This is a genomic window from Bacteroides sp. AM23-12 (assembly GCF_003434395.1).
In the GTDB taxonomy this organism is placed as follows: domain Bacteria; phylum Bacteroidota; class Bacteroidia; order Bacteroidales; family Bacteroidaceae; genus Bacteroides; species Bacteroides thetaiotaomicron.
This window is the reverse complement of record NZ_QTLF01000045.1, coordinates 1-26,446: the sequence shown is the minus strand read 5'-3', so window position 1 is coordinate 26,446 and position 26,446 is coordinate 1. Positions and strand designations below refer to the sequence as shown.

Below are 26,446 nucleotides of genomic sequence, written 5' to 3'. Positions count from 1 at the left end.
ATGCTCGGCTTCGACGAGTCGGCACAGGCGCTGATGATCGCACTCTACATCGCCATGGACAGTTTCGGGACTGCCTGCAACGTGACGGGCGACGGAGCCATCGCGTTGATCATAGACAAAGTAATGGGAAAAGGAACGGGAAAATAAAACAGACTTGGTTTGCATATACAGCATAAAATAACGAAATTTGTCCCCCGTATTTTCAAATAAAAAATAAAGGAATATGAAAACAGCCCTTATATCAGGCATCACCGGACAGGATGGTTCTTATCTTGCCGAATTTCTCTTGCAAAAAGGTTACGAAGTACACGGTATCCTCCGTCGTTCTTCCTCATTCAATACCGGACGTATCGAGCATTTGTACTTTGACGAATGGGTACGCGACATGAAACAAAAACGTACCATCAACCTGCACTACGGCGATATGACGGACTCCAGCTCACTGATCCGCATCATACAGCAGGTGCAACCGGATGAAATCTACAATCTGGCAGCACAGAGTCATGTGAAGGTATCGTTCGACGTGCCCGAATATACTGCCGAAGCGGATGCTATCGGCACACTGCGTATGCTCGAAGCCGTACGCATCCTGGGACTGGAAAAGAAAACAAGGATATATCAGGCTTCCACCTCCGAGCTCTTCGGTAAGGTGCAGGAAGTTCCGCAGAAGGAGACAACTCCGTTCTATCCCCGTTCTCCCTACGGAGTGGCAAAGCAATACGGCTTCTGGATCACCAAGAACTACCGCGAAAGCTATGGCATGTTTGCCGTTAACGGCATCTTGTTCAATCACGAAAGCGAACGTCGTGGCGAAACATTCGTTACCCGCAAGATTTCTCTCGCTGCCGCACGTATCGCACAAGGCGAGCAGGACAAGCTGTATTTAGGTAATCTGGATGCCCGCCGTGACTGGGGGTATGCGAAAGATTACGTGGAATGTATGTGGCTGATTCTTCAGCATGACGTTCCGGAAGATTTCGTAATCGCCACCGGAGAGATGCACACCGTACGCGAATTTGCCACACTGGCATTCAAGGAGGCAGGCATCGAACTTCGTTGGGAAGGCGAAGGCGTGGACGAAAAGGGTATCGACGTGGCTACCGGAAAAGTATTGGTAGAGGTTGATCCCAAATATTTCCGTCCGGCAGAAGTGGAACAACTGTTAGGAGACCCTACCAAAGCCCGGACATTGCTGGGATGGAACCCAAGGAAGACATCGTTCGGAGAACTGGTAAGCATCATGGTGCGCCATGACATGGAAAAAGTAAGAAGAATGATCGCTACCAAGCACTAACAGACCTCAAACCGAACACGGATTACGCCGATTCAACGATCTTCATTTTTTACATGAGATGCGCATAACCGGAGTAATCCGTGTTCATATATGATACTTAATCATGGAAAAGAATGCAAAAATCTATGTAGCAGGGCATCACGGTTTGGTGGGTTCTGCTATCTGGAAGAATTTACAGGATAAGGGATATACCAATCTGATCGGGCGTACGCATCAAGAACTGGATTTGCTCGACGGTGTAGCTGTCCGCCGTTTTTTCGACGAAGAGCAACCGGAGTATGTGTTTCTGGCTGCTGCATTCGTAGGCGGCATCATGGCAAACAGTATTTATCGTGCCGACTTCATTTATAAGAACCTGCAAATACAGCAGAACGTCATCGGTGAAAGTTTCCGTCATAACGTCCGGAAACTGCTGTTTCTGGGCAGCACCTGCATCTATCCGCGTGACGCCGAACAGCCGATGAAAGAAGAAGTCCTGCTGACTTCACCACTGGAATACACAAATGAGCCATACGCCATCGCCAAGATCGCCGGACTGAAAATGTGCGAGAGCTTCAACCTGCAATACGGCACGAATTACATCGCCGTGATGCCGACCAACTTATACGGTCCGAATGATAATTTTGACTTGGAACGCAGCCATGTCCTGCCTGCCATGATCCGTAAGATTCATCTTGCGCACTGTCTGAAGGAAGGAGACTGGGAAGCTGTCCGCAAGGATATGAACCAACGTCCTGTAGAAGGCGTCAATGGCGACAGCCCCAAGGCGGACATTCTGAATATCCTCCGCAAATACGGTATCAGCGAAACGGAAGTGACTCTGTGGGGCACGGGAACTCCCCTGCGCGAGTTTCTCTGGAGCGAAGAAATGGCCGACGCCAGTGTATTCGTAATGGAACACGTGGACTTCAAAGATACCTACAAAGAAGGTGACAAGGATATCCGCAACTGCCATATCAACATCGGAACGGGAAAGGAAATCACCATCCGCCAACTCGCCGAACGAATTGTAGAAACGGTAGGCTATCAAGGCAAACTAACCTTCGACAGCAGCAAACCGGACGGCACTATGCGCAAACTGACCGATCCGTCCAAACTACACTCTTTGGGATGGCATCACAAAATAGAAATAGAGGAAGGAGTACGGAGAATGTACGAATGGTACTTGAAATAAATTCAAAAAGAACTATCCGCATTGGGGCTGACTAAAAAGTCGGTAGTATCTACATTCTCCTCCTTCGGGAAGGAGGAGTGGTCGAAGACCGAGGTGGTAGGTGAACACATAAACTAATAATAATAAATTAAGTTATATGCTTACCTACCACCTCCCCCTACGGGTACTCCTCCTTCCCGAAGGAGGAGAAGTAAGACACTACCGACTTCTAATTCAGCTCATTAGGAACAGACTGAAAACAACCGGTTTTTCGGATTAATCCATGTTAATGACTGCGACATGCATTGTGGACTGTCTTAACAAGCATTGTTAATGACATTACCATGCATTCTTATCGACCCTAACAAGCATTGATAACTTCCTTTTCTTATAGAGAGAACAGTAATGTCATCTGTAAGGAACAATCGTGCCACAGGCCGGAAACACTTGTGCCAAAGGCGTGGCACAACTCCTTCCCCTATACTTCCCAACACTTTTCCCATACTTCCACATCTTAGTCCCTTATTACCCCAAGACTCCCCATTTCCAAAAATTCTTCATTCTTAATTCTTCATTCTTAATTTAATTACTATATTTGCACAATTTAATACCAAATGTGCAAAAACAATGGAAAAGAGTTTTATAGCTTACATTGAAAATAGTATCAAGAACAATTGGGACTTAGACGCCCTGACAGATTATAAGGGAGCCACCCTTCAGTATAAAGACGTTGCTCGAAAAATCGAAAAACTCCATATCATCTTTGAAGAAAGCGGAATCCGCAAGGGAGACAAAATCGCCGTTTGCGGCCGAAACAGTTCCCATTGGGGAGTCACTTTCCTCGCCACACTGACGTATGGAGCAGTCATCGTCCCCATCCTTCACGAGTTCAAGGCGGACAATGTGCACAACATCGTCAACCACTCCGAAGCCAAATTACTATTTGTAGGAGACATGGTGTGGGAAAACCTCAACGAATCGGCAATGCCCCTGCTGGAAGGTATTCTGATGATGAACGACTTCACCTTACTGGTATCACGCAGCGAACGACTGACGCACGCACGTGAACATCTGAACGAAATGTTCGGCAAGAAATACCCGAAGAACTTCCGCAAAGAACACATCGAATACCATAAGGATGAACCCGAAGAACTGGCAGTAATCAACTACACGTCCGGCACAACGAGCTACTCAAAAGGAGTCATGCTCCCCTACCGTAGCCTCTGGTCGAACACCAAGTTCGCGTATGAAGTGCTCGAACTGAAAGCCGGAGACAAGATCGTCTCCATGCTTCCTATGGCACATATGTACGGACTGGCCTTCGAGTTCCTCTATGAGTTCTCCGTCGGCTGCCATATCTACTTCCTCACCCGTATGCCGAGTCCGAAGATTATCTTCCAGGCATTCGAAGAAGTAAAACCGAATCTCATCGTCGCCGTTCCGCTCATCATCGAAAAGATTATCAAGAAGAGCGTACTACCGAAACTGGAAACGCCGACCATGAAAATCTTACTCAAAGTACCCATCATCAACGACAAGATAAAAGCAACCATACGCGAAGAAATGATCAAAGCGTTCGGTGGAAATTTCAGAGAAATCATCGTAGGTGGAGCAGCCTTCAATCAGGAAGTAGAACAATTCCTTAAAATGATAGACTTCCCTTATACAGTAGGCTACGGCATGACAGAATGCGGTCCGATCATCTGCTACGAAGACTGGACAAGATTCAAGCCGGGTTCGTGCGGAAAAGCCGCGCCGCGTATGGACGTACGGGTGCTGTCTTCCGATCCGGAAAATATCGTTGGCGAAATCGTCTGCAAAGGGCCTAACGTAATGCTGGGATATTACAAGAACAGCGAAGCGACAGAAGCAGTGATCGACAAAGACGGCTGGCTGCACACAGGCGACCTCGCCTTGATGGACGCCGAAGGCAATATCACCATCAAGGGACGCAGCAAGAACCTGTTGCTCAGCGCCAGCGGACAGAACATCTACCCCGAAGAAATCGAAGATAAACTGAACAATCTGCCATACGTATCGGAAAGCATCATCGTACAGCAGAACGAGAAACTCGTCGGACTGGTTTATCCGGACTTTGACGAAGCATTCGCCCATGGTCTGAAGAATGAGGACATCGAACGGGTAATGGAAGAAAACCGCGTAGCACTGAACGCCATGTTACCGGCATACAGCCAAATACTAAAAATGAAGATATATCCCGAAGAATTTGAAAAGACCCCGAAGAAGAGCATCAAACGCTATCTGTATCAGGAAGCGAAAGGATAAAGGAAGTGAAGGATTAAGGGAATACTCTGTGAACCTAAACTGAAAAAAAGAGTTATAATAAAGATGAAGATAATAAAGACAATATTCACGGCAGCTGTTCTGATGGCTGCCGTTTGTTTGCCGGCACAGAACAAGAGTGCGGGCATCAACCTTTCCTTATGGAAAGACATCTGCACACAGCCGTATGACAGCACTCAGACGACTTATGTAAACCTCGGTCTGCTGTCTACGCTGAACCGTCTCAACGGCGTTGGCATCAACGCGCTGGGAAGCGTCATTCATGGAGATATGAACGGAGTACAGATCACAGGATTAGCCAATCTTGCCGGTGGTACGATGCGGGGTGTTCAGATAGCGGGTGTCAGCAATATCAGCGGAAACAACACCGTAGGGCTTTCCGCCGCCGGACTAGTGAATATCACAGGCGACGGCTCAAAGGGGGTCATTATTTCGGGACTTACCGGCATCGGTGGAGACAACAACTCGGGAGTAATGATAAGCGGTCTGATGAATGTGACGGGAAACATGGCTTCGGGATTTCAGTTTTCCGGCGTGTCAAATATCACGGGACAGAGTTTCAACGGTATGATGACTTCCGGACTCTTGAATGTGGTAGGCGAAAACATGAACGGTCTGCAGATTGCCGGTATCGCCAATATCACCGCAAAAGACCTGAATGGCGCACAGATCGGGTTATGCAACTATGCGACGAAGGCTCATGGCTTTCAGATCGGTCTGGTCAATTACTACAGGGAAGATATGAAAGGATTACAACTCGGCCTCGTGAACGCGAATCCCGATACAAGAATACAAATGATGGTATATGGCGGTAACGTCACGCCCGCCAACATAGGAGTGCGTTTCAAGAACCAACTGTTTTATACGATCTTGGGAGTGGGTGCATTCGATCAGAATCTGAACGATAAATTTTCTATCAGCACGTCTTACCGTGCCGGATTGGCGGTACCTGTTTACAAAGGTTTGTCCATTAGCGGTGACCTCGGATTCCAGCATATAGAAACGTGCTCCAACAAGGATGAAGTGATTCCCCGACGGCTTTATGGATTGCAGGCACGAGCGAATCTGGAATATCAGATCAGCAAGAAATTCGGCATCTTTGCCACCGGTGGTTACGGACTGACACGGTATTACAACAAATCCGGTAATTTCGATAAAGGAGCGATCATAGAAGCAGGTATTGTCCTCTTCTAAGGCTGATTAATAAGTAATAGGTAATAAGTATTAAGTATTAGGTAATAAGTATTAGGTAATAAGTATTAGGTATTAACCGTAGCTATCATTTAGAGGTATATCTATCTGTCATTCAAAGTTTTCTTCACTTTATCAAAGTGAAACAATTCGATAATGACGAGCATAAGTATCTGTCATCCTGAGCTTGTCGAAGGATCTCCTCTTTTGTAGTCACAAAGAAGAGATTCTTCCTCCTTACAGTCGTCTGAATGACAGACAGATGCGTCTCTAAATGGCAGCTACGGTTAATACCTAATACTTATTACCTAATACTTATTACCTAATACTTAATACTTATTACCTATTACTTATTTATACTTTCTCTTTAATCAACCCGATGCGATAAGCCACAAGCAACTTCTTCAAATCCTGAATCTGCGTCACAAGTTCCTTCCCTTTATCGGTGTCTTTCACCATCATCCGTTGCGAATTGAACTCCAGTACAAAGTTGGTTGACTTGATATCCAACCCTTCTTCAATGGCTTTCTGCCTGGACTGGAACGGCTCGTGCTGCACCAACTGCATCCCGTGAGAATGGTAAACAAGCGTATAGCCCGCAATTCCCGTCTCCGGCTGATAGGCTTTGGAAAATCCTCCGTCAATAACGAACAATTTGCCATTTGCCTTCATCGGCTGTTCTCCTTGAATAGTCTTTACAGGCACATGACCATTGATGATATGAGAATGAGGTCCCAATGCCCCGAACTCATCTAATATCTGATCGCAGATATCTTCACGATTGCGAAGCGTGTAGTAATATCCCTTCTTTTCCTTTTGTATCTCCTTGTCTTCCAGAAAATAGCGTTCGAAAGTCGCCATCTTATCCTTATCAAACAGAGGAGCTTCCGGACCACACCACATATACCAGATATAGTCCATCGCAAATTCTTTATCATCCTCTCCTTCTTCATCAAAGTATGCAGTACGAATCAGCTGATCGGCCTTATCGAGCAACTTGCGTCCCCAATACTCCTTGCCACGTATCTTGACATGCTTGAAACTGCCATCCTCATTCAAAGGTACCGAAGCATGATAAAGAAGATTGGAATTGGAAACCAGATACATTCCGCCATACGTAAACAGGCAACGCATGTGCTTCTTCAACTTCTCGCTATTCATAAACGAATAGTGAATCTTTTCCACAAGTTCCCGTTCTTCGTCGGTCAGTCGATAAGGATCGGCAGGGTCTACGGTCGGAAAGTTTGTGTCACGCAGGGCATATTCTTTGCCTTCATACACAAAAACTCCACGATCAAAATCGATCTTCTCCAACAGCTTGCGGTTACTCATCCCGAATTCCGGACGACGGTCTATTATTTCAGCTTCCAGCTTAAACTGGATGATCGTAATCGCCTTGTGCATCTGGGTGATCAGACGCAAAGTCTTCTCATTGTAATTGGTGTCGGCAAAATTCATCTTCGGCATAAAGATGGTACACGGATCATCGGCATAAGTATCCATGGCGAAAGTTGCCAAAGGAAGCAGATTGATTCCATAACCGTCTTCAAGAGTACCCAGATTGCCGTAGCGCATGGACATACGGATCACGTTGGCTATACAACTGTCATTGCCGGAAGCGGCTCCCATCCACAGGATATCGTGGTTGCCCCATTGAATGTCGAAGTTGTGGTAATTGCACAAAGTATCCATGATGATGTGCGCTCCAGGACCACGGTCGTATATATCACCCACAATATGAAGAGAGTCAATAGTCAGACGCTGAATCAGATTACACATGGCTATAATAAAGTCATCCGCCCGCTTGGTAGAGATTATGGTGCTGATGATGACATTGATATATGCGTGCTTATTCGGCTCGACAGACGTTTCGTGCAGTAATTCCTGAATGATGTAAGAGAACTCTGCGGGCAAGGATTTTCGAACTTTGGAACGGGTATATTTGGAAGATACATTCTGACAAACCTTCACCAACTGGTTCAGGGTGATCAGATACCAATCGTCCAGATCCTTCTCGCGGGCTTTTACCAGCTGAATTTTCTCTTCCGGATAATAGATCAACGTGCAGAGTTCTTTCTTCTCCGCTTCGCGCAGGGTATTGCCGAAAATCTCGTTCACTTTGCGTTTTACCGCACCCGAAGCATTCTTTAACACATGTTGGAAGGCTTCGTATTCACCGTGTATGTCTGTCAAGAAATGCTCCGTTCCTTTAGGCAGATTCAGGATAGCCTCCAGATTAATAATTTCCGTACTTGCATCAGCAATAGTAGGAAAACTCCGGGAAAGCAACTGCAAGTAGCGGAGATCGCCAACTATGCTTTCAGGAGTTATATTACTTTGAGCAGTCATTATATGTACTATTTTACTATTTACAATATGCTATTTATCGACTTATCGTTTATCGCTATAAATATAACGATTTATCATCTACTTATTACAAATTCCAGCCTTTAATGTTCATCGTCAGCCCAATAAAAACATCAACAGCACCTGCGCAATGATCACACGCAGAAACATACACAACGGATATACTGTAGCATAAGCGACAGAAGGATTGTCACCCGGTATCGTATCGTTGGCATAATTCAGCGCCATCGGATTCGCCATACTGCCGCACAACATACCGGATACACTGCCGAAGTCTATCTTCATAATCTTGAAAGCGACAAAGCCGACCAGGACCGTCGGGATAATTGTCAGCCCGGCTCCCAAAGCTATCCAAAGCAATCCTTCCGGCCGGAAGACAGTATCGAAGAAATGGGCACCGGCATCCAGACCAAGACAGGCTAGATACATGGAAAGCCCCAACGCGCGCAGCATCAGATTGGCGCTGCGGGTAGTGTAAGTGATCATGTGTATCCGTGGGCCGAAAGTTCCCAGCAGGATACCCACGATAATCGGTCCGCCTGCCAGCCCCAGCTTCACGGGGGTACTGATTCCCGGTATGGAGAACGGGATCGCTCCCAATGCCAATCCCAATACGATGCCTATAAATATGACAACAAGATTAGGTTCTTTCAGACTTTTCACTGCATTTCCCAATACTTTTTCTACATTCTGAATGGCTGCTGCTTCACCTACTACTGTCAGGCGGTCGCCCAGCTGGAGAATCAGTTCCGGAGTGGCAAGTAGTTGCACACCCGAACGGTACACACGGCTGATATTGATTCCATAATGGTTTCTTAGTCTCAATGAGCCAAGTTTCTTTCCATTCAGTTCGGGGCGGGTTACGACGATACGCTGCGAGATCAATTCGCTGTCAATTGCATTCCAGTCTATATCTTCCTTGTTCCAGTCCGTATTTTCTTCCTGTTCGCCGAAAAGTACTGTCAGAGCCAGGACATTCTTTTCCGCTGTGATCACCAACAGGCGGTCGCCTTCCTTCAACACCTTGTCGGAGGTAGGAATACTGACATGACCGTCACGCCACAAACGGGAAATCACAAATTTCGGATAACTCATCTGAGCTATATCCTTGATACTTTTATTAAAAATAGCGGGGTTATGTACTTGAAACGCTGCGATAAAGGTTTTGTTGGCATCATCCTTTTCTTTAATCTCCAAGTCTTCTTTATGAACCAAGAATTTACGAATCAGCAGTACGGCAAGAATTACACCGATCACTCCCATCGGATAGGCTACCGCACACCCCAAAGCCGGAGTACTGCTCTCTATGCCCATCTGTTTAAGTGTCTGCTGCGCAGCTCCCAAGGCAGGAGTATTAGTCGTGGCTCCGCAAAGGATACCCACCATATCAGGAAGCGACACACCTGTCGCATAACTGGCAACAACAGTCAGCAAAGTACCCAACAGAACTACGGCCAACGCCAACATATTCAGCGTCACCCCTCCTTTCCGGAAAGAACTGAAGAAACCGGGCCCTACCTGAAGTCCCAGTGAATATACGAAAATAACCAGTCCGAAACTTTCTGCATAATTCAGCATCTGTGGATCAACCGAAAGCCCGAAGTGCCCGGCAAGGATACCTGCAAAAAAAACAAAAGTGACTCCCAGAGATACTCCCCAGAAATGCACTCTTCCCAGCCCCAGCCCAATCGCAGAAATCAGTGAAAGCACCACAACTGCCTGTAAGGCAGAATGTTCGAGAAACAGATTATATAACCACTCCATGAATTAAACATACTAATAGGGCGCAAAGATAAAAACTATTTAGTCCCATTCAAAACTTTTAAGCTTTCATTTCGCGCCCTATCTCTTCTCTAAATTCTTAATATCCTGAAATCTTATATGTTATCCTTTAAATTATCTGTCTGTTATCCGCAATCTTTTTACCTGTCACCTCCACCTATCGCTTTTTACCTTTTCAACCTATTCCATGTGGTATCTTTCTACCTGTCGTTATCCGAAATCTCTCTACCTGTCATCTTTTGTGTAATCATCATTTTCTTTTCATTTGCCGGCACTTTCCATCTGCCGGCTGTTATCTCACCTACCTGTATATTCTACGAAATTATTCCGACCATCCAGATAACCGCTCAATCGATTTCCTCCGATGTATACATCATCCAGGTAAGATACATCATTGCGACCGTAATCCATGCGAATGGAAGTCTGTGCATAATTCTCCCAGTTCCAACGGAAATAATATTCGAATGTCTCCACATGTCCATTAGGATATTCCACCCGAATAAAATCAACGCCTGTCCGGTCCAAATAAAAGTCGAGTTCCTGACGGCAACGGTTACCGTCCACATCCCGATAAAAACTCACCCATGTACGGCTACATAAATCAGAAGAACGATTATAGTAACCACCACCGATATTATCATCATCATAAAAACTATCGATTTCTACTTCACAAGAAGTCAGACTCAACGTTAACACAGCCATTAAAGCCAGTCCTAAGTATCTAAATGCGTTCGTTTTCATATTCCTTTATTTTTAATGGTTCCTTTATTAATCCTATCATTTATCTTTCGATATTACAAAAGTAAGGAATGAATTCTCCTTATGAAATTGAAAATTCCTACTTGTTTAGGGGAATTCACCTAATGGAAGAGGTAAATTCCCCCAACGTACTGGATACCTTACAGATTCCTAAATAGCTAAGAAGACACGCTTCCGCCCTCCAGAACCTTAATAAACATTGAATCAAACATTCAATTATTTAATCAATGTTATAAATCAAGCCATTTAGCCCGATTTATTTGCAGATATCACAAAACTCCGTATATTTGCAATGTGTTTTTCATAGTATTAGATTTAAGGTTAACAAAAAGATTGGCTGTCTGGGATAGATAGCCTTTTTTTATGCTCTTTTTTTTAATAAACTTCTCAAGAAGCCATGAAGACAAACGTAAAATGGCAAATACTGATGTGAAAAATCTGATGACACCACAGGCTTCTATAATAATTAATAAGGTAATCGTTTTCTCCCATGAATAGTGAGAAAAAATATTCTCAAAAAAAATAATCCGTTTAACATTTGAAACATAGCAAGTTATCTCTTTCATCAAAAAACAAGTAAAAAAAATCTTGCTAAAAGATTTGCGTAGTCCAAAAGTTCCCCCTATATTTGCACCGCATTTGAGAGAGAATGCGGGTTCAAGGAAGTTTGGGTGAGTGGCTGAAACCACCAGTTTGCTAAACTGACGTACGGGTAACCGTACCGGGGGTTCGAATCCCCCAGCTTCCGCAAGATTCTCTAAATAAAAAGAGCTAAGTTTTATAGACTTGGCTCTTTTTAAATCTATCAAAAGCCGGTGGGTTCGTCTAACGGTTAGGACACATGCCTCTCACGCATGTAATACGAGTTCGATTCTCGTACCCACTACTCTATTTTAGTTAGCCTCTTACATTGAAGTAAGAGGCTTTTTTTATTATGTTCATATCTCAAGAAATGGAATATAACGTAAAAGAATTGAAAAAGGTATTGATTGAACAATGCAAAGAAGAAGGTATTTATTACGCATTGATAGCAATCAACAAACAGACGAAAGAGATCGTTTTGCCACAAAGCCTTGATAACGCTTTAAATAATCCGGATTACTGCGTCTTTAAATGCAGGAAAGTGAAGGATGAATATAAAGTAGAAGAGGTAAAATAAGCATAATTAAAAAAAGAAGGATATGCTTATTGATATTGTATTAAGATGTTAAAAGATTTAATAATTATTTGAGCATTCAAAGTTTTTTCTGTAAAAGAATGTTATATCCATGTAAAACGATTGTGTTTCACATGGATACCCGCCAACAAATGAAGAAAAACGCTGCTTACTTACATTTCTTCACTCTGCTCGTACAATTCAAAGTAAGACTCTTTATCAATCCGCAGTCGGACTCTGTTTTCCCGCTTCTGACCGGCCAGGTTGATAAATAAATTGAAGTATAATTGACTAAAAGAGAGGTCGGAACGATCATAAGTGATATCGAATGTACATGTTCTTCGGAATGAATCGAAAGTTCCCAGCTTCATACCTCCCTTACACATAAAGACTTCGGGGAAATTCGCAGGCGGATAAGGCTGAAACAAGCTGGCCAGCTGCGCATACACATAATCGATCATCCATTCATCACCGGATACAAGCAATTCTCCTTTCAGACGAAGTTTGACTGCATATTTAGCCGTGACGTCCTGAGAAGTATAAATGGGGACCTGACTCTCTGATGGATAATTACCATCCTTATAGCCAAGGCTCATGGTCAGTTTTGATTTACCCACGCCGTTGAAATCCGCCACATTCAGATCTTTCTGTTGATTTTTCAAGTCAATCATAAATGTCAGTTTACCCAAAGTCGGGTCATTCGGATATTGAGCTATCGTATCCAGCACATAATCTTCTTCATTAAAACTCCGCGCTACCAATACATCCCCCTCTCCGACTTCCAACGCCGGACCTCCTCTTTCAATATCCACATCGCCTACAGGGTAATATATTGCATCATTATCTCTGACACAACCTGTCAGACAAAGCAGTAAAGCTGCTATTCCTATTATCTTATTCATTATCATATTACATCCTTATTTTGGAGACAAAGATACATCTTTTTTGAATCAACTTGATTTATATCAACCGTTTTTAGTACTTTTGCACATAACAAGACTATAATGACATGGATACACTACTAAGAGAAACTGTAAATGCCGTCGTAAATTCCCGCTTTCCCGAAATGAGTATAGAGGGACGCCGACAGATAGAAAGCATCCTGATACGTGAGGAATATCCTAAAGGAGTGATCGCACTTAATGAAGGAGAAGTAGCCCATGAATTAGTTTTTGTCGGGAAAGGGATGCTCCGGCAATATTATTATAAAAACGGGAAAGACGTTACCGAACACTTCTCATACGAAGGCTGTATCCTGATGTGTATCGAAAGCCTGCTGAAACAAGTCCCTACCCGATTGATCATAGAGACACTGGAGCCTGCTGTCATCTATCTGTTCCCTTATGACAAAATGATGCAGCTGACAAAGCAAAACTGGGAAATCAATATGTTCTATCGGAAGATACTGGAATATTCTCTGATTGTATCGCAAACCAAAGCCGATTCCTGGCGTTTCGAATCCGCCCGCGAGCGTTATAATCTATTGCTCGAAACTCATCCGGAAATCATCAAACGGGCACCTTTGGCACACATCGCTTCATACCTGCTGATGACACCGGAAACATTGAGCCGAGTACGTTCAGGTGTTCTGTAGTTTTGTAATTTTGGGGAGCTATCTGCTTTTCCGGTATTCTTTGGGAGACATACCGGTATAATGCTTAAAGTACTTACCGAAGAACGACTGGTTGGCAAAGTTTAAACGGTCGGCTATCTCCTGTATGTTCATGCTCGAAGAATTCAAGAGTGCCTTCGCTTCCAAGATCACTAATTCGTCAATCCACTCCCCTACCGTCTTCCCGCTGACTTCCTTGACAACTCCGGACAGATGTTTCGGCGTCAGACACAACTGATCCGCATAAAACTTCACGCTGCGTTCCGACTGATAAGACTGAACCAAAGATTCATAGAAGCGCTCAAATATATATTCTTTACGACTTTTACTTTTGACAACGGCAGAAGCATCCGGAGCATAACTGTTGAAAATATTGCAAAGCTCAAAGAAGAAGCCCTGCATCAATCCCATTACTACCTCCCTACGGTACCTATCGTCTTTATTTTTCAATCTCTTTCTGATGAAAGCATGATACTCCTTAATCATCTCCTGCTCGTGCAGATTGAGATCAAAACAAGGGTAATCTTTCAGAAAGAAAAAGAATGAAAGCACATTACCAACTTTGGGCAATGATTCCAACAGACTTTTTGATACAGCAAAGAAAATCCCTCTGAAATTGGAACTGAACTGACGATGTTCGATTATCTGATTGGGCAACGCAATAACCATTCTGCCCGGAATCAGTTCAAACTCACGCAGACTGATATTAAAACGAGTAGAGCCTTCCAGACAAAGTCCGATGCTCACCACTTCCAGTTTACTGGGGCCATTATAAAGGGAAATAACGCTCTCCGTGTCGAAGAGCGCTATATCATTGCCGACCACATCAATACTACCCGGATCTATATGTTTAGAATGAACTACCGAAGAAATACCTATCTTAGGAACAACTTGCATATCCATACACTCTCTCTTTTGGTTGCGACAAAGATACCAGTAATAATGAGATGTTCAACCTAAGGCGAGAGATTATCTGTCAAAAAGAACACTTTTGCCTACTTATTGACTATCTCCGAATAAAAACTTATAATCACGTTCAGCAGCCGGAACAGTCCACTTTTCAGGAACGAATTTCCATTGGTTCAATGCCTTCGGGGCCATAGTACCTTTCTTTTCTATATAATTCATCAGATAGAAACGAAGATCCTTATCCGTAGAGAAGATGATACGCTCTTTCAATTTCTCCTGCGGGATGCCTGATCCTTTCGTCAGCAGTTCTCCACCGCCATTCCCCCGGTAAGAGTTCAAAGCCACCTTATAAATCTTATCCATGAGGAAAGGACTGCCGTCTGCCATGCTGATAATCGTAATCTTCTCCCCTTGCGGCTTGGTGACGTCTACGGTATAAATAATTCCCGATGCTGAATCAAAATTGAAGCTGAAATTTTGGAAAGAAGCTCTGTCCTCCGCACCTTCGCGACGTTTCTCCTTAAACCAGAGCAGATGATCGTCCGGAGACTTCATCCGGTTGGTCCACATGAAATAAGACATTTCCAGATAGTCCTTGATTTCTTTTCCGGATAAAGTCATCATATATAGCATATTCTCATACTTATACAGATTGAACATATCGCTGACAAACACATCACCTTTATTTATTTTCGCATCAAATGAAAGCGGTGCTGCAAAGGATATCTCCGCACCGGTGATATCAAGCTGCAAGGTATGGATCAAGTCGATAAAAGCAGACGGTCCGAAGAAAGAAGGACAGGTTGAGATACTCTCGGTGAATGTACCGATCTTTTTAGAGACAAAGTTACGGACAGTGTCATATTGAGGAGCAAAATGCTTCATAAAGTCCTCGCTGATTCCATAATCTTTCGTTTCGGTCAATACTCCTTTTATATCTTTGCTGCGCACCTTCCCATCTTTCAGTTTCAAGGTCACATCGATGTTGGACAGAACAATTCCGTTGCTTGCCGGATCAATGACCAGTACTGAATCACCTGCCACATTCATCACTTTCTTACATTCGCGCGCATGATCGTGTCCCATCAGTACAATGTCAAATCCGGGGACATTCTTCGCCACACTCAGAGAAGCGTTTTCATTATACTTGCCGGACATTTTGAAAGCCTCCTGCCCCGCATGGAACAAGCCGATCATCAAGTCCGGATTCTCTTTTTCACGGATGATCTTCATCCATTTGCGTGCAGTCTCCTCCATGTCGTCGAAACGCAGTCCCTTCCACAGGTTCTCCGAGAGCCATGCAGGGATAGCAGGGGTGATCATTCCAAGGATTACGATTTTCACTCCGTCACGTTCCATGACCTTATAAGGAGGAAGATGAGGTTCTCCGGTCGATATATCGATGATATTAGCTCCTAATACGAGAAAGTCACAGGTATTTATCCAGCGGTCGAACACGGCTCGGCCTGTCTCCACATCATGATTACCCATATTTCCGGCATCATATTTCATGTAGTTCATCATTTCCGCGCATAGGTGGGGTGATACTGTATCTATATAATTATAGTAATAGGCAGTCGGTTGCCCCTGCAATATATCGCCGTTGTCGAGTAAAATAAGATTCTCCTTATATTGTTCGCGTTCTTTCTCCACAAAAGCGTATATTCGTGCCAGACTGCCCTGCCAATCCTTACGGGTAATAAAATTATAAGGATAATAATTACCATGTACATCACTTGTCTGTACAATTTTCAGCTTCACTACTTTTTCCTGTGCCGCAATTGAGAGCACGAGGCAAAGAAGCCATACGTAAACACATGCAAATCGTTTCATTCTTTTTCTATTTTAAGCGGATGTGAGAACATGAACCGTGCACCTCCCGTATATTCGGAGTCGATCCATATATCCCCTTTCCATTTATGCACAATCAATTTACAGATAGATAATCCCAAACCTGTTCCCTGGGCATATTCGTTCAGCTTCTCGAAGCGCTCAAATACCAGTTTCTGTTTCTCTTTCGGGATGCCGCACCCTGTATCCGTCACAGAGAATACAGCCATCTCCGTCTCTTCATTCACCGAAAATTCCAGTGTTATCTGCCCTTTCCTGGTGAACTTATCCGCATTAGACATCAGATTGATAATCACCTGCTGCATACGCTGTATGTCTGTCGTCATCCGAAACGACTCATAATCGCTGACAAACAGGAACTGATTGCCGGACTGCCGTGAAACGCTGACAGATGCCACCACCTGCCTGCATAGCTGCACCACGTCACACTCTTCCCAAGTCAACGTGACCCTGTTCGCTTCCAGGCGTGAGAGATCAAGAATATCATTGATCAGGCGAAGCAACAAATCCGAATTTGTCTTGATAATCTGATAATAGGTCTGCTGTTCTTCTTCCGTATTGCCACCCACAGCGAGCACATCCGAGAAACCTACAATGGAGTTTAAAGGCGTACGTATCTCATGGCTCATATTGGCGAGGAAAGCACTTTTCAGACGGTTCGATTCTTCTGCACGGTCCTTAGCCACCCGCAGGTCTTTTTCCGACTTCAGCAGATCGTCCTTCAGACGTTTGGTGCGGAAATAGTAGAAGAGCGAGATGCACAAACCCAGCACAAGGATGAGAAACAGTGCACACGCCGACCAAATCTGATAAGTATATTGCTGATAGAATGATACAGTCTGATTAATAATCTCCACATCAAAAGGAAGGATATCCGGGTCCAGTCCCCACTCCTTCACCTTCCGGCTGTCCAGTACGGCCTTGCTGCCAATCACGGAAAGGTGCTGCTGTTCATCCGCCGGATATTGATCAATCTGTACAGATGCCAATGCCATGTCCTTTCCCAGTTTCCGGTAATCGGGCAGCACTCCGCCGATCGCCCAATACCCCAGACTCACCGATGAGGGAGTAAAAGTCGGAATGGTCGGAGTAACCTCCATCATGGCATAAGTAGCATTCCGCATGAAATAACCTTCGTTCATATCCACACGCCACGTGCCTACCATGATCACCGTATTCTCCGGTAAATGACGCAATTCTTCTACAATCGTATAGATAGTATGCCGCCGGCCGTCCATCAAGATCAGGTCGATTTCGGGAAACTTCTTCATTTCCTTCCGCACCAGTGCCTGCATGGTGACGCCGCCGTAAGTATTGTCCGAAATAAAAGCGATGTGTTCCGTCTTCGGATAAAACACCTTGATCATCCGGACGTTATCTTCTATATTGTACTGATTGATAAATCCCGACTTCAATTCCGGTATATTCATGTGGTCGGTAAAGAGATCGACCGATTCCGGCATCCATGTGTCCAGTCCGGCAACCGTATCCTCGGGCAGTATGACGATGTTACTGCTGACGAGACTACACATCACCGGCACCTTCACCTGTATCGAATCCCGTTGCGACAGATACGCCGCCCATGCTTCCTGTCCCAACAGAATAATCTGCGCCGGATGCTTCTCCCCTTGATATTTAGAAAGAATCTGCGTCATCATACCGCTCCAAAGCGGGGCTTCGGAGAAACTTTTGCAGTTCATGTTTTCAATGATAATATCGCGTTTCCCTCCCAATTTGCTATATTCTTCCATATAGTCGGAGATAGTGACCGAAGTTTGATGAGCGGCGGGATTGTAGGAGCAGATAATCAGGATGGGTTTCTGATCGTTAGAGACAGCAAATAACGCTGTGGCCCGGAAAAGCCATAGTAAACAGATAAACAGGCATCCTATATATCTCATCATACTTGTAAGTTTTGAAGTGTTACTATCTCATTTTAGCTTGCAAATATACTAAAACTTGTCGGCTACAACAGATTTATGTGTATTTTTGTCGCTCATTCATTCACAAAAAAATTGTTTATGGAACTATTTCATCAAATGATTTCCGGATTACTGGGAATTCCGGAAAGACAAATCAGCAGTACCCTCCACTTGTTGGGCGAAGGTGCCACCATCCCTTTCATCAGCCGTTACCGTAAGGAAGCTACCGGCGGACTGAACGAAGTACAGATAGAGAACATCAAGGAGCAACATGACAAGTTGTGCGACATAGCCAGACGGAAGGAAACCATCCTCAGTACCATCAACGAGCAAGGCAAACTCACTCCGGAGCTCGAAAAGCGCATCAACGCCACCTGGAATCCTACGGAACTGGAGGACATCTACCTCCCCTACAAACCCAAACGGAAGACCCGTGCCGAAGCGGCCCGTCAGAAGGGACTGGAACCACTGGCCATGATCATGATGCTGCAAAGGGAGCCTAACCTCACCGCCAAAGCCGCCACCTTCGTCAAAGGCGACGTAAAGGATACGGAAGACGCACTGAAAGGTGCCCGTGACATCATCGCGGAGCAAGTGAATGAGGACGAGCGTGCCCGCAACGCCATACGTAACCAGTTCACCCGTCAGGCGGAAATCACCGCCAAGGTAGTGAAAGGAAAAGAGGAAGAGGCCGCCAAGTACCGGGATTATTTCGACTTCTCCGAATCGCTGAAACGCTGCACTTCCCATCGCCTGCTCGCCATCCGCCGGGCAGAATCCGAAGGGTTGCTGAAAGTATCCATCAGTCCGGATGACGAAGCCTGTCTGGAACGCCTCGACCGCCAGTTCGTACATGGCAATAATGAATGCAGCCATCAGGTAAAGGAAGCCACTGCCGACGCCTACAAACGTCTGCTCAAACCTTCCATCGAAACAGAATTTGCCGCCCAGTCCAAAGAAAAAGCCGACGACGAAGCCATCCGCGTATTTACGGAGAATCTCCGCCAGCTGCTTCTCTCTCCTCCTCTCGGACAGAAACGGGTGCTCGCCATCGACCCCGGATTCCGTACCGGCTGCAAAGTCGTCTGCCTCGATGCGCAAGGCAACTTGCTGCACAATGAGAATATCTACCCGCATCCTCCGGTCAATAAAACCGGTGAAGCGGCCTCCAAACTCCGCAAGATGATAGAAGCCTATGAAATTGAAGCCATCTCCATCGGCAACGGAACAGCCAGCCGCGAAACGGAAGACTTTATCAATCATCAGACCTTCGACCGGCAGATTCCTGTATTCGTGGTCAGCGAGCAGGGCGCTTCCATTTATTCGGCATCCAAGATCGCCCGTGACGAGTTTCCCGATTATGACGTAACGGTACGTGGAGCAGTCTCCATCGGTCGCCGACTGATGGACCCTCTGGCGGAACTGGTAAAGATCGACCCCAAATCTATCGGTGTGGGACAATACCAGCACGATGTAGACCAGACGAAACTGAAGAAAGCCCTTGACCAGACAGTGGAAAACTGCGTGAACCTGGTAGGCGTGAATCTGAATACCGCCAGCAGTCATCTGCTGACATACATATCCGGTCTGGGGCCGCAACTGGCACAAAACATTGTCAACTTCCGTGCCGAGAACGGAGCTTTCTGTTCACGCAAGGAGCTGATGAAAGTCCCCCGCATGGGTGCCAAAGCCTTCGAACAGTGTGCCGGCTTCCTCCGCATTCCCGGAGCAAAGAACCCGTTGGACAACACAGCCGTGCATCCGGAAAGCTACCACATCGTAGAGCAAATGGCAAAGGACTTGAAATGTAGCGTAGACGAACTGATCGCGAATAAGGAACTCCGCCAAAAAATCAAGATATCGGACTACATCACACCGACTGTGGGCCTGCCTACCCTGCAAGACATCATGCAGGAACTCGACAAGCCGGGTCGCGACCCGCGTAAAGCGATCAAGGTATTTGAATTTGACAAGAACGTGCGCACCATCGCAGACTTGCGCGAAGGCATGATTCTGCCGGGCATCGTAGGCAATATTACCAATTTCGGAGCTTTCGTCGATATAGGCATCAAGGAGAACGGGCTTGTACACCTCTCCCAACTGGCCGAACGATACATCTCCGATCCTACGGAAATCGTGTCCATCCACCAGCATGTCATGGTCAGAGTGATGAACGTGGATACCGACCGGAAACGGATTCAGCTTAGCATGATCGGGGTACAGCAAGACTGATCGCCTCCCGTTTTTCTCCCCACCAAACAATTAAAATCGTAAAGATAATCATCAGTACTGTACAAATGAGCGAGCCTTCAAACCCGAAGGCTCCGCCATTCAGTACGTTCTCTTCGGGCAGATGCAGCGTCAGCAGGGATGTCCCAAAGTCATTTCCACTTACCTGATAGCCCAGTATCGGGCCCTGAATCCAGTTCCAGAAAAGATGAAGGGAAATAGGGAAACAAAGATTGCGCGTATATAAATAGGAAGCGCCGATAAACATACCTGCAAGTAACAGATTCAGCATAGGCAGGAAGGCAAGGTTCGGATTGAAGAGGTGCAGCAATGCGAACAGCAGTGCGGAGACAAAAAGAGACAGGAATTTATTCATCCGGGTATGCAGCAGACGGCCGAGTATATAGCCACGCATCATGATTTCTTCGGCCAGAGCCACCAGCAGGCAGAACACAAAGGTAGCAAGCAGATTCAGAGGATCGAATTGAAAGCCAGTTACTTCCACCTCACCCAAAGCCAAAGACAGTCCGAAGCCGATCAAGTAGAGAAGGATGGCTGCCAGCAGTCCGTACCACAATCCCCGTGCATGACCTTTCAGTGTCAGTCCCAGGTCAGAGAAAGGGCGGCGCTCAAAATAGAGCAGAATCACTGCCGAAGTCAGCACAGCCAGCAGCATACCGGCTTCCGCCACCATATGCCCCAACAATCCGGGGTGCCTTGCCTCATCACCAAGAATCAGAGATAAAACTCCGAAGCCTATCGTACTATACAATCCAAAGGTGACGAAAAGCCCCAGTGCAAACAACAGGATGCACGCCCATACGGGAAGTCTCTTCGGTTCTTTCTTTTCTCTGATTTCTTCTGTCTCCATTTTTACTTTTTGTTAATCACGCTACAAAATTAGATATAAAACATAAAAAAACATCGTGTCTTACCTATTTTTCCTATATTTGTCTGAACAAATCTGCATAATTATGAAAATAAGACAACTACTGATAAGTTTTTTATTGGCTGCCAGTACTTTGGGAGCAACCGCACAAGTAAGCAAAACGTATTATGTCAGCAAGCCCGGCACATTGATCTCGATGATGACGGAAGAAGAAGCCAACAGCATCACCCACCTGACACTGACAGGAAAACTGAACGCAGAAGACTTCAGACATCTCCGCGACGAGTTTCCCAGCCTGAAAGTGCTTGATATCTCCAATGCCGAAATCAAGATGTACAGCGGAAAAGCCGGCACATATCCTAACGGAAAGTTCTACATCTATATGGCCAATTTCATCCCTGCCTACGCTTTCTCGAATGTGGTGAACGGAGTGACCAAAGGTAAACAGACGCTGGAGAAAGTGATCCTTTCCGAAAAGATAAAGAATATCGAAGATGCAGCCTTCAAAGGATGTGACAACTTGAAAATCTGTCAGATACGCAAGAAGACAGCTCCTAACCTGCTGCCGGAAGCTCTGGCGGACAGTGTGACCGCCATCTTCATCCCGCTGGGCAGCAGTGATGCCTACCGTTTTAAGAACAGATGGGAGCACTTTGCATTTATAGAAGGTGAACCGCTGGAAACCACCATACAGGTAGGCGCAATGGGCAAACTGGAAGACGAGATTATGAAAGCTGGTCTGCAACCCAGGGACATCAACTTCCTGACCATCGAAGGGAAACTGGATAACGCCGACTTCAAACTAATCCGCGACTATATGCCGAATCTCGTATCTCTGGATATTTCTAAAACAAATGCGACGACTATCCCCGACTTCACTTTCGCACAAAAGAAGTATCTCCTGAAGATCAAACTGCCACATAACCTCAAGACCATCGGTCAACGGGTATTCAGCAACTGCGGACGGCTTGCCGGAACACTTGAGCTGCCTGCGAGCGTGACGGCTATCGAGTTCGGAGCGTTCATGGGATGCGATAATCTGCGCTATGTGCTTGCTACAGGTGATAAGATTACAACGCTGGGCGATGAACTCTTCGGAAACGGGGTGCCGAGCAAGTTGATTTATAAGAAATAAAAAAAGTATAATCCACATTGGACATTGATTTATGCTATGTAGAAGATACGAGGATAGATCGAAAATAAATTAGCTATTAGCATATTTCGATTAGCTATTAGCTAATTTGTTTTTGCTAATAGCTAATTTCGATTTGCTCATAGCGTATTTGAAAGAAAAGAATGACAAAACCGATCAATTATTTCACTTCGTCATTGGCATAGAGAGAAAAAGCTTCTCGTTTGTCACAACTTTCTTTTATTTCATAATTTCTCCCGATTTTCACAACTCTTTTTTCTTATGACAATCAAGGAAAAGTCACGAATTTCCTTCCTTTCAAAGTCCAATAAAGTCCAGAAAGTCCATATTAGATTTTTAGAATACACAATCTGCGATATAACTTACTATATTTCAAGCATTAACACCTTAATTTATTAAATAATAAACAGCGCTTCTAGAGAAGTTTAATTCCTCTCCCGCAACACATGAATCTTTAGCCCCAAAAACTGTCTAAGCTTCTCCGAAAGATGCGAGATATGTCAGACGATTGCACGTTTTCGTGTCTTCGACAAAGCTTCTCACGCAGGTGTTGACCATTTTATTATGTTCAACGTAATATAGTAAAATGGCGAACGCTACTTCGATATACGTGCGACTGATATTGTCAAGAATAAATAAGAAGACTGTTCAACATCTTCCGGTTCGTCCGGCAACACACGTAACAATAAATAACAACAACTATTCATCCTATTCACGTTATTTTCTTATGATGGAGACACATTTTGAAGATGGTGGGAATCAGATTGCAGGTTTAGTCCGGGAAAATTTAAATATGCCCGCCAAGTCCTTCTCTGCTCATTTCTTCCTCGTTTTTAATCCAATTTCCGTTTTCTGAAAATCCTATAGTGGACTTTTGAACTTTACTGGACTTTGCTGGAGGAATTTTGGAACTTTCGATCTCTCCCTCAGCAACACATCTAAATAAACTTTATTTTACAAACAGTACAATACAAGTTTATATACTTCAATATACAAAAGGAAAGGGAAAAGCAATGTGACGACAGTCAACAAGCATTTCCCTTTATTTAACAGTAAGGTACTATTTATACTACCTTCTATACATTATTCAGTGTATCCGGCTGATACAACACGCTATTTATCACCGTACATCTTCGCCCTCAACTCCTTGATATGGTCCGAAGTGATATATTCGTCATATTCCATCATCTTGTCGATGATACCGTTCGGAGTCAGTTCGATAATGCGGTTGGCAACCGTCTGAATAAATTCGTGGTCATGCGAAGAGAAGAGGATATTTCCTTTGTATGTCTTCAGGTTGTTGTTGAAAGCCTGAATAGATTCCAGGTCCAAGTGATTGGTCGGAGTATCCAGAATCAGACAGTTCGCATTGCGGAGCTGCATACGTGCAATCATACAACGCATCTTTTCACCTCCGGAAAGTACGCTGACTTTCTTCAGTACCTCTTCGCCGGAGAACAGCATACGTCCGAGGAAGCCCTTCATGTACACTTCGTTACCTTCGCCGAACTGGCTCAGCCAGTCCACCAGGTTAAGGTCAGTGTTGAAGAAGTCCGTATTGTCCAGAGGCAGGTAAGCCGTTGTGATGGTTACTCCCCAGTTGAACTGTCCGGCATCCGGCTTCATGTTTCCGTTGATGATTTCGAAGAAAGCGGTCATCGCACGCGGGTTGCGTGAAAGGAATACCACTTTGTCGCCCTTTTCGATGTTGAAGTTCACGTCACTGAACAGCACTACGCCTTCTTCCGTCTTCTTGCTCAGTCCGGAAACTTCGAGGATCTGGTTGCCCGGCTCGCGTTCGGGAGTGAAGATGATGCCCGGATACTTGCGTGAAGAAGGTTTGATTTCTTCTACATTCAGTTTTTCCAGCATCTTCTTGCGGCTTGTGGTCTGCTTGCTCTTCGCTACGTTGGCACTGAAACGGCGGATAAATTCTTCCAGTTCTTTCTTCTTCTCCTCAGCCTTCGCCTTCTGGTTCTGCTGCTGACGGAGCGCCAGCTGACTAGATTCGTACCAGAAACTGTAGTTTCCGGCAAACATATTGATCTTTCCGTAGTCGATGTCTACGGTGTGCGTACATACGGAGTCGAGGAAGTGACGGTCGTGGCTTACCACCAGCACGGTGTGCTCGAAGTTGGAAAGATATTCTTCCAGCCAGGTCACTGTTTCCATATCGAGGTCATTGGTAGGTTCGTCCAGAAGGAGGTTGTCGGGGTTGCCGTACAATGCTTGCGCAAGCATCACACGCACCTTTTCCTTACCGCTCAGCTCACCCATCAATGTATAATGCTTGTCTTCCTTGATGCCCAGACCGCTCAACAGCATGGCTGCGTCACTCTCCGCATTCCATCCGTCCAGCTCGGCAAATTTCTCTTCCAGTTCGGATACTTTCAGTCCGTCTTCGTCCGTGAAGTCTTCCTTGGCGTACAATACTTCACGCTGCTTCATAATGTCCCACAACACGGTGTGCCCCATCATTACGGTGTCCATTACCGTATAAGCATCCCATTTAAAGTGGTCCTGGCTCAACACCGACAGGCGTTCGCCCGGTCCCAGGGCAATCGTACCGGTCGTCGGGTCCAGATCTCCGTAGATTGTACGAAGGAAGGTGGATTTTCCCGCACCGTTCGCGCCGATAATACCATAGCAGTTGCCACTTGTAAATTTCAGGTTCACGTCATTAAACAAGACTCTTTTACCAAACTGCACCGAAACGTTTGAAACTGTAATCATTTTCTATTATTTACTATTTTACCAGTTACTATATTATTATTTGAGCGTGCAAAGGTAGACATTTAAAATGAATTATGAGCTATCCGGAATGTGTCAATCTGGCATAAATGTATTACCTTTGCCACGTTTTTTGGCAAAACGGTCAGATTGGCAAAGTTTTTGCTTGGGAAATTGATATTATGAATAAAAAATAAAAATAAGATATGGATCCAAAAGAAAAAGAAAAGATGGCTGAAGAGCTGAATGTGGAAGAAACAAAGGATACGGCGGAAGAACAACCGCAAAACGATCAGGCAGAAGAGGCCGCTCCCCTGACTCATGAGGAGCAGCTCGAAAAGGAGCTGGAAGATGCTCAGGCTGTCATCGAGGAGCAAAAGGACAAATATCTGCGCTTGTCCGCCGAGTTTGACAATTACCGCAAACGTACCATGAAGGAGAAGGCGGAACTGATTCTGAATGGTGGCGAAAAGAGCATCAGCAGCATTCTGCCGGTGATCGACGACTTTGAACGTGCCATCAAAACGATGGAAACTGCCAAAGACGTAAAAGCCGTGAAGGAAGGTGTCGAATTGATTTATAATAAGTTCATGGCTGTCATGGCACAGAATGGTGTGAAGGTCATCGAAACGAAAGACCAGCCGCTGGATACCGATTATCACGAAGCCATTGCCGTCATCCCTGCCCCGTCGGAAGAGCAGAAAGGTAAGATTCTGGACTGCGTACAGACGGGATATACGCTGAATGACAAGGTGATTCGTCACGCGAAAGTAGTAGTTGGGGAGTAAATACAAAAGTTAGTTTAGTTAAGAAGCATGGCAGAAAAAAGAGACTATTATGAAGTGCTGGAGGTGACAAAAACCGCCACAGTAGAAGAGATTAAAAAAGCCTACCGCAAAAAAGCGATCCAATATCACCCCGACAAAAATCCGGGTGACAAGGAAGCGGAAGAGAAATTCAAGGAGGCTGCCGAAGCGTATGACGTGTTGAGCAATCCGGACAAGCGTTCGCGTTACGACCAGTTCGGTCATGCGGGAGTAAGCGGTGCGGCGGGCAACGGAGGTCCGTTCGGTGGTTTCGGTGGCGAAGGAATGTCTATGGATGATATCTTCTCCATGTTCGGTGACATCTTCGGAGGTCGCGGC

The 26,446-nt window shown here is 45.3% G+C and carries 20 protein-coding genes and 2 tRNA genes; 13 read left to right on the top strand and 9 right to left on the bottom strand.

What is annotated here, in order from left to right; genetic code table 11:
* From DW640_RS21465 to DW640_RS21445, 5 genes are all read left to right on the top strand, one after another.
* On the top strand, nucleotides 1-147 hold a 147-nt coding region (locus tag DW640_RS21465), incomplete at its 5' end, for a cation:dicarboxylate symporter family transporter (protein WP_147326398.1).
* 76 nt (nucleotides 148-223) lie between these two features.
* Entirely contained in the window at nucleotides 224-1,294 is a 1,071-nt protein-coding gene (gmd, locus tag DW640_RS21460) for a GDP-mannose 4,6-dehydratase (RefSeq protein ID WP_008763416.1), read from the top strand.
* A gap of 103 nt (nucleotides 1,295-1,397) precedes the next feature.
* Complete coding sequence (locus DW640_RS21455; RefSeq protein WP_008763415.1) at nucleotides 1,398-2,468, top strand: GDP-L-fucose synthase; 1,071 nt, start codon at nucleotides 1,398-1,400, stop codon at nucleotides 2,466-2,468.
* 606 nt (nucleotides 2,469-3,074) lie between these two features.
* Nucleotides 3,075-4,733: an AMP-binding protein gene (locus tag DW640_RS21450; protein ID WP_011107663.1), complete on the top strand. Its 1,659-nt coding sequence runs from the start codon at nucleotides 3,075-3,077 to the stop codon at nucleotides 4,731-4,733.
* A 63-nt stretch (nucleotides 4,734-4,796) separates the two neighbouring features.
* On the top strand, nucleotides 4,797-5,945 hold the full coding sequence (locus tag DW640_RS21445; protein WP_055228915.1) for an LA_2272 family surface repeat-containing protein: 1,149 nt from the start codon (nucleotides 4,797-4,799) through the stop codon (nucleotides 5,943-5,945).
* Between the two features lie 351 nt (nucleotides 5,946-6,296).
* Here the strand turns inward: DW640_RS21445 and DW640_RS21440 are convergent, their stop codons facing one another.
* The 3 genes from DW640_RS21440 to DW640_RS23840 form a co-directional block, all read right to left on the bottom strand.
* Nucleotides 6,297-8,291, bottom strand: coding sequence for a fructose-1,6-bisphosphatase (locus tag DW640_RS21440; protein WP_117578931.1), 1,995 nt, complete (start codon nucleotides 8,289-8,291; stop codon nucleotides 6,297-6,299).
* A gap of 114 nt (nucleotides 8,292-8,405) precedes the next feature.
* On the bottom strand, nucleotides 8,406-10,073 hold the full coding sequence (locus tag DW640_RS21435) for a putative transporter (protein WP_008763411.1): 1,668 nt from the start codon (nucleotides 10,071-10,073) through the stop codon (nucleotides 8,406-8,408).
* A 315-nt stretch (nucleotides 10,074-10,388) separates the two neighbouring features.
* Nucleotides 10,389-10,832, bottom strand: coding sequence for a hypothetical protein (locus DW640_RS23840; protein WP_008763410.1), 444 nt, complete (start codon nucleotides 10,830-10,832; stop codon nucleotides 10,389-10,391).
* Nucleotides 10,833-11,511: 679 nt separating this feature from the next.
* Between DW640_RS23840 and DW640_RS21420 the strand changes: the two genes are divergently transcribed.
* From DW640_RS21420 to DW640_RS21410, 3 genes are all read left to right on the top strand, one after another.
* Nucleotides 11,512-11,598 (top strand) — tRNA-Ser (locus DW640_RS21420).
* Nucleotides 11,599-11,664: 66 nt separating this feature from the next.
* A tRNA-Glu gene (locus DW640_RS21415) sits at nucleotides 11,665-11,736 on the top strand.
* A 66-nt stretch (nucleotides 11,737-11,802) separates the two neighbouring features.
* A complete protein-coding gene (locus tag DW640_RS21410; protein WP_008763408.1) occupies nucleotides 11,803-12,009 on the top strand; it encodes a hypothetical protein in 207 nt (68 codons plus the stop codon).
* A gap of 170 nt (nucleotides 12,010-12,179) precedes the next feature.
* Here the strand turns inward: DW640_RS21410 and DW640_RS21405 are convergent, their stop codons facing one another.
* Nucleotides 12,180-12,914, bottom strand: coding sequence for a DUF3845 domain-containing protein (locus DW640_RS21405; RefSeq protein ID WP_008763407.1), 735 nt, complete (start codon nucleotides 12,912-12,914; stop codon nucleotides 12,180-12,182).
* A 101-nt stretch (nucleotides 12,915-13,015) separates the two neighbouring features.
* On the opposite strand from DW640_RS21405, the gene DW640_RS21400 reads away from it, so the two are divergent.
* Nucleotides 13,016-13,600 (top strand): Crp/Fnr family transcriptional regulator, encoded by a 585-nt coding sequence (locus DW640_RS21400; protein WP_016267785.1) that lies wholly within the window; start codon nucleotides 13,016-13,018, stop codon nucleotides 13,598-13,600.
* An 18-nt stretch (nucleotides 13,601-13,618) separates the two neighbouring features.
* Here the strand turns inward: DW640_RS21400 and DW640_RS21395 are convergent, their stop codons facing one another.
* The 3 genes from DW640_RS21395 to DW640_RS21385 form a co-directional block, all read right to left on the bottom strand.
* Nucleotides 13,619-14,521, bottom strand: a complete 903-nt coding sequence (locus DW640_RS21395) for an AraC family transcriptional regulator (RefSeq protein ID WP_008763406.1) — start codon at nucleotides 14,519-14,521, stop codon at nucleotides 13,619-13,621.
* Nucleotides 14,522-14,617: 96 nt separating this feature from the next.
* Nucleotides 14,618-16,360, bottom strand: coding sequence for a bifunctional metallophosphatase/5'-nucleotidase (locus tag DW640_RS21390; RefSeq protein WP_048695455.1), 1,743 nt, complete (start codon nucleotides 16,358-16,360; stop codon nucleotides 14,618-14,620).
* On the bottom strand, nucleotides 16,357-18,282 hold the full coding sequence (locus tag DW640_RS21385) for a HAMP domain-containing sensor histidine kinase (RefSeq protein WP_008763404.1): 1,926 nt from the start codon (nucleotides 18,280-18,282) through the stop codon (nucleotides 16,357-16,359). The genes DW640_RS21390 and DW640_RS21385 overlap by 4 nt, the downstream gene beginning before the upstream one ends.
* Before the next feature lie 117 nt (nucleotides 18,283-18,399).
* Here DW640_RS21385 and DW640_RS21380 point away from each other — a divergent pair, with 117 nt between their 5' ends.
* Nucleotides 18,400-20,532, top strand: coding sequence for a Tex family protein (locus DW640_RS21380; RefSeq protein ID WP_048695459.1), 2,133 nt, complete (start codon nucleotides 18,400-18,402; stop codon nucleotides 20,530-20,532).
* Here the strand turns inward: DW640_RS21380 and DW640_RS21375 are convergent.
* Nucleotides 20,504-21,400: a CPBP family intramembrane glutamic endopeptidase gene (locus DW640_RS21375; RefSeq protein WP_008765998.1), complete on the bottom strand. Its 897-nt coding sequence runs from the start codon at nucleotides 21,398-21,400 to the stop codon at nucleotides 20,504-20,506. The two genes, DW640_RS21380 and DW640_RS21375, sit on opposite strands and share 29 nt — an antisense overlap.
* A gap of 103 nt (nucleotides 21,401-21,503) precedes the next feature.
* Here DW640_RS21375 and DW640_RS21370 point away from each other — a divergent pair, with 103 nt between their 5' ends.
* Nucleotides 21,504-22,553 (top strand): leucine-rich repeat domain-containing protein, encoded by a 1,050-nt coding sequence (locus DW640_RS21370; protein WP_048695450.1) that lies wholly within the window; start codon nucleotides 21,504-21,506, stop codon nucleotides 22,551-22,553.
* Between the two features lie 1,131 nt (nucleotides 22,554-23,684).
* Here the strand turns inward: DW640_RS21370 and DW640_RS21360 are convergent.
* Nucleotides 23,685-25,304, bottom strand: coding sequence for an ABC-F family ATP-binding cassette domain-containing protein (locus tag DW640_RS21360; protein ID WP_008763401.1), 1,620 nt, complete (start codon nucleotides 25,302-25,304; stop codon nucleotides 23,685-23,687).
* A 203-nt stretch (nucleotides 25,305-25,507) separates the two neighbouring features.
* Between DW640_RS21360 and DW640_RS21355 the strand changes: the two genes are divergently transcribed.
* Together DW640_RS21355 and DW640_RS21350 are read left to right on the top strand one after the other, a co-directional pair.
* Complete coding sequence (locus DW640_RS21355) at nucleotides 25,508-26,089, top strand: nucleotide exchange factor GrpE (protein WP_008763400.1); 582 nt, start codon at nucleotides 25,508-25,510, stop codon at nucleotides 26,087-26,089.
* A 27-nt stretch (nucleotides 26,090-26,116) separates the two neighbouring features.
* Nucleotides 26,117-26,446: DnaJ domain-containing protein (locus DW640_RS21350; protein ID WP_158562602.1), on the top strand; the 330-nt coding region annotated here is incomplete at its 3' end.

Excerpts from the sequence above, each read along its gene's own strand:
- DW640_RS21395 (WP_008763406.1), bottom strand. The coding sequence starts at position 14,521 with ATGGATATGCAAGTTGTTCCTAAGATAGGTATTTCTTCGGTAGTTCAT.
- gmd (WP_008763416.1), top strand. The coding sequence starts at position 224 with ATGAAAACAGCCCTTATATCAGGCATCACCGGACAGGATGGTTCTTAT.
- DW640_RS21380 (WP_048695459.1), top strand. The coding sequence starts at position 18,400 with ATGGAACTATTTCATCAAATGATTTCCGGATTACTGGGAATTCCGGAA.
- DW640_RS21370 (WP_048695450.1), top strand. The coding sequence starts at position 21,504 with ATGAAAATAAGACAACTACTGATAAGTTTTTTATTGGCTGCCAGTACT.
- DW640_RS21400 (WP_016267785.1), top strand. The coding sequence starts at position 13,016 with ATGGATACACTACTAAGAGAAACTGTAAATGCCGTCGTAAATTCCCGC.
- DW640_RS23840 (WP_008763410.1), bottom strand. The coding sequence starts at position 10,832 with ATGAAAACGAACGCATTTAGATACTTAGGACTGGCTTTAATGGCTGTG.
- DW640_RS21405 (WP_008763407.1), bottom strand. The coding sequence starts at position 12,914 with ATGATAATGAATAAGATAATAGGAATAGCAGCTTTACTGCTTTGTCTG.
- DW640_RS21360 (WP_008763401.1), bottom strand. The coding sequence starts at position 25,304 with ATGATTACAGTTTCAAACGTTTCGGTGCAGTTTGGTAAAAGAGTCTTG.
- DW640_RS21435 (WP_008763411.1), bottom strand. The coding sequence starts at position 10,073 with ATGGAGTGGTTATATAATCTGTTTCTCGAACATTCTGCCTTACAGGCA.
- DW640_RS21385 (WP_008763404.1), bottom strand. The coding sequence starts at position 18,282 with ATGATGAGATATATAGGATGCCTGTTTATCTGTTTACTATGGCTTTTC.
- DW640_RS21445 (WP_055228915.1), top strand. The coding sequence starts at position 4,797 with ATGAAGATAATAAAGACAATATTCACGGCAGCTGTTCTGATGGCTGCC.
- DW640_RS21455 (WP_008763415.1), top strand. The coding sequence starts at position 1,398 with ATGGAAAAGAATGCAAAAATCTATGTAGCAGGGCATCACGGTTTGGTG.
- DW640_RS21440 (WP_117578931.1), bottom strand. The coding sequence starts at position 8,291 with ATGACTGCTCAAAGTAATATAACTCCTGAAAGCATAGTTGGCGATCTC.
- DW640_RS21410 (WP_008763408.1), top strand. The coding sequence starts at position 11,803 with ATGGAATATAACGTAAAAGAATTGAAAAAGGTATTGATTGAACAATGC.
- DW640_RS21450 (WP_011107663.1), top strand. The coding sequence starts at position 3,075 with ATGGAAAAGAGTTTTATAGCTTACATTGAAAATAGTATCAAGAACAAT.
- DW640_RS21355 (WP_008763400.1), top strand. The coding sequence starts at position 25,508 with ATGGATCCAAAAGAAAAAGAAAAGATGGCTGAAGAGCTGAATGTGGAA.
- DW640_RS21390 (WP_048695455.1), bottom strand. The coding sequence starts at position 16,360 with ATGAAACGATTTGCATGTGTTTACGTATGGCTTCTTTGCCTCGTGCTC.
- DW640_RS21375 (WP_008765998.1), bottom strand. The coding sequence starts at position 21,400 with ATGGAGACAGAAGAAATCAGAGAAAAGAAAGAACCGAAGAGACTTCCC.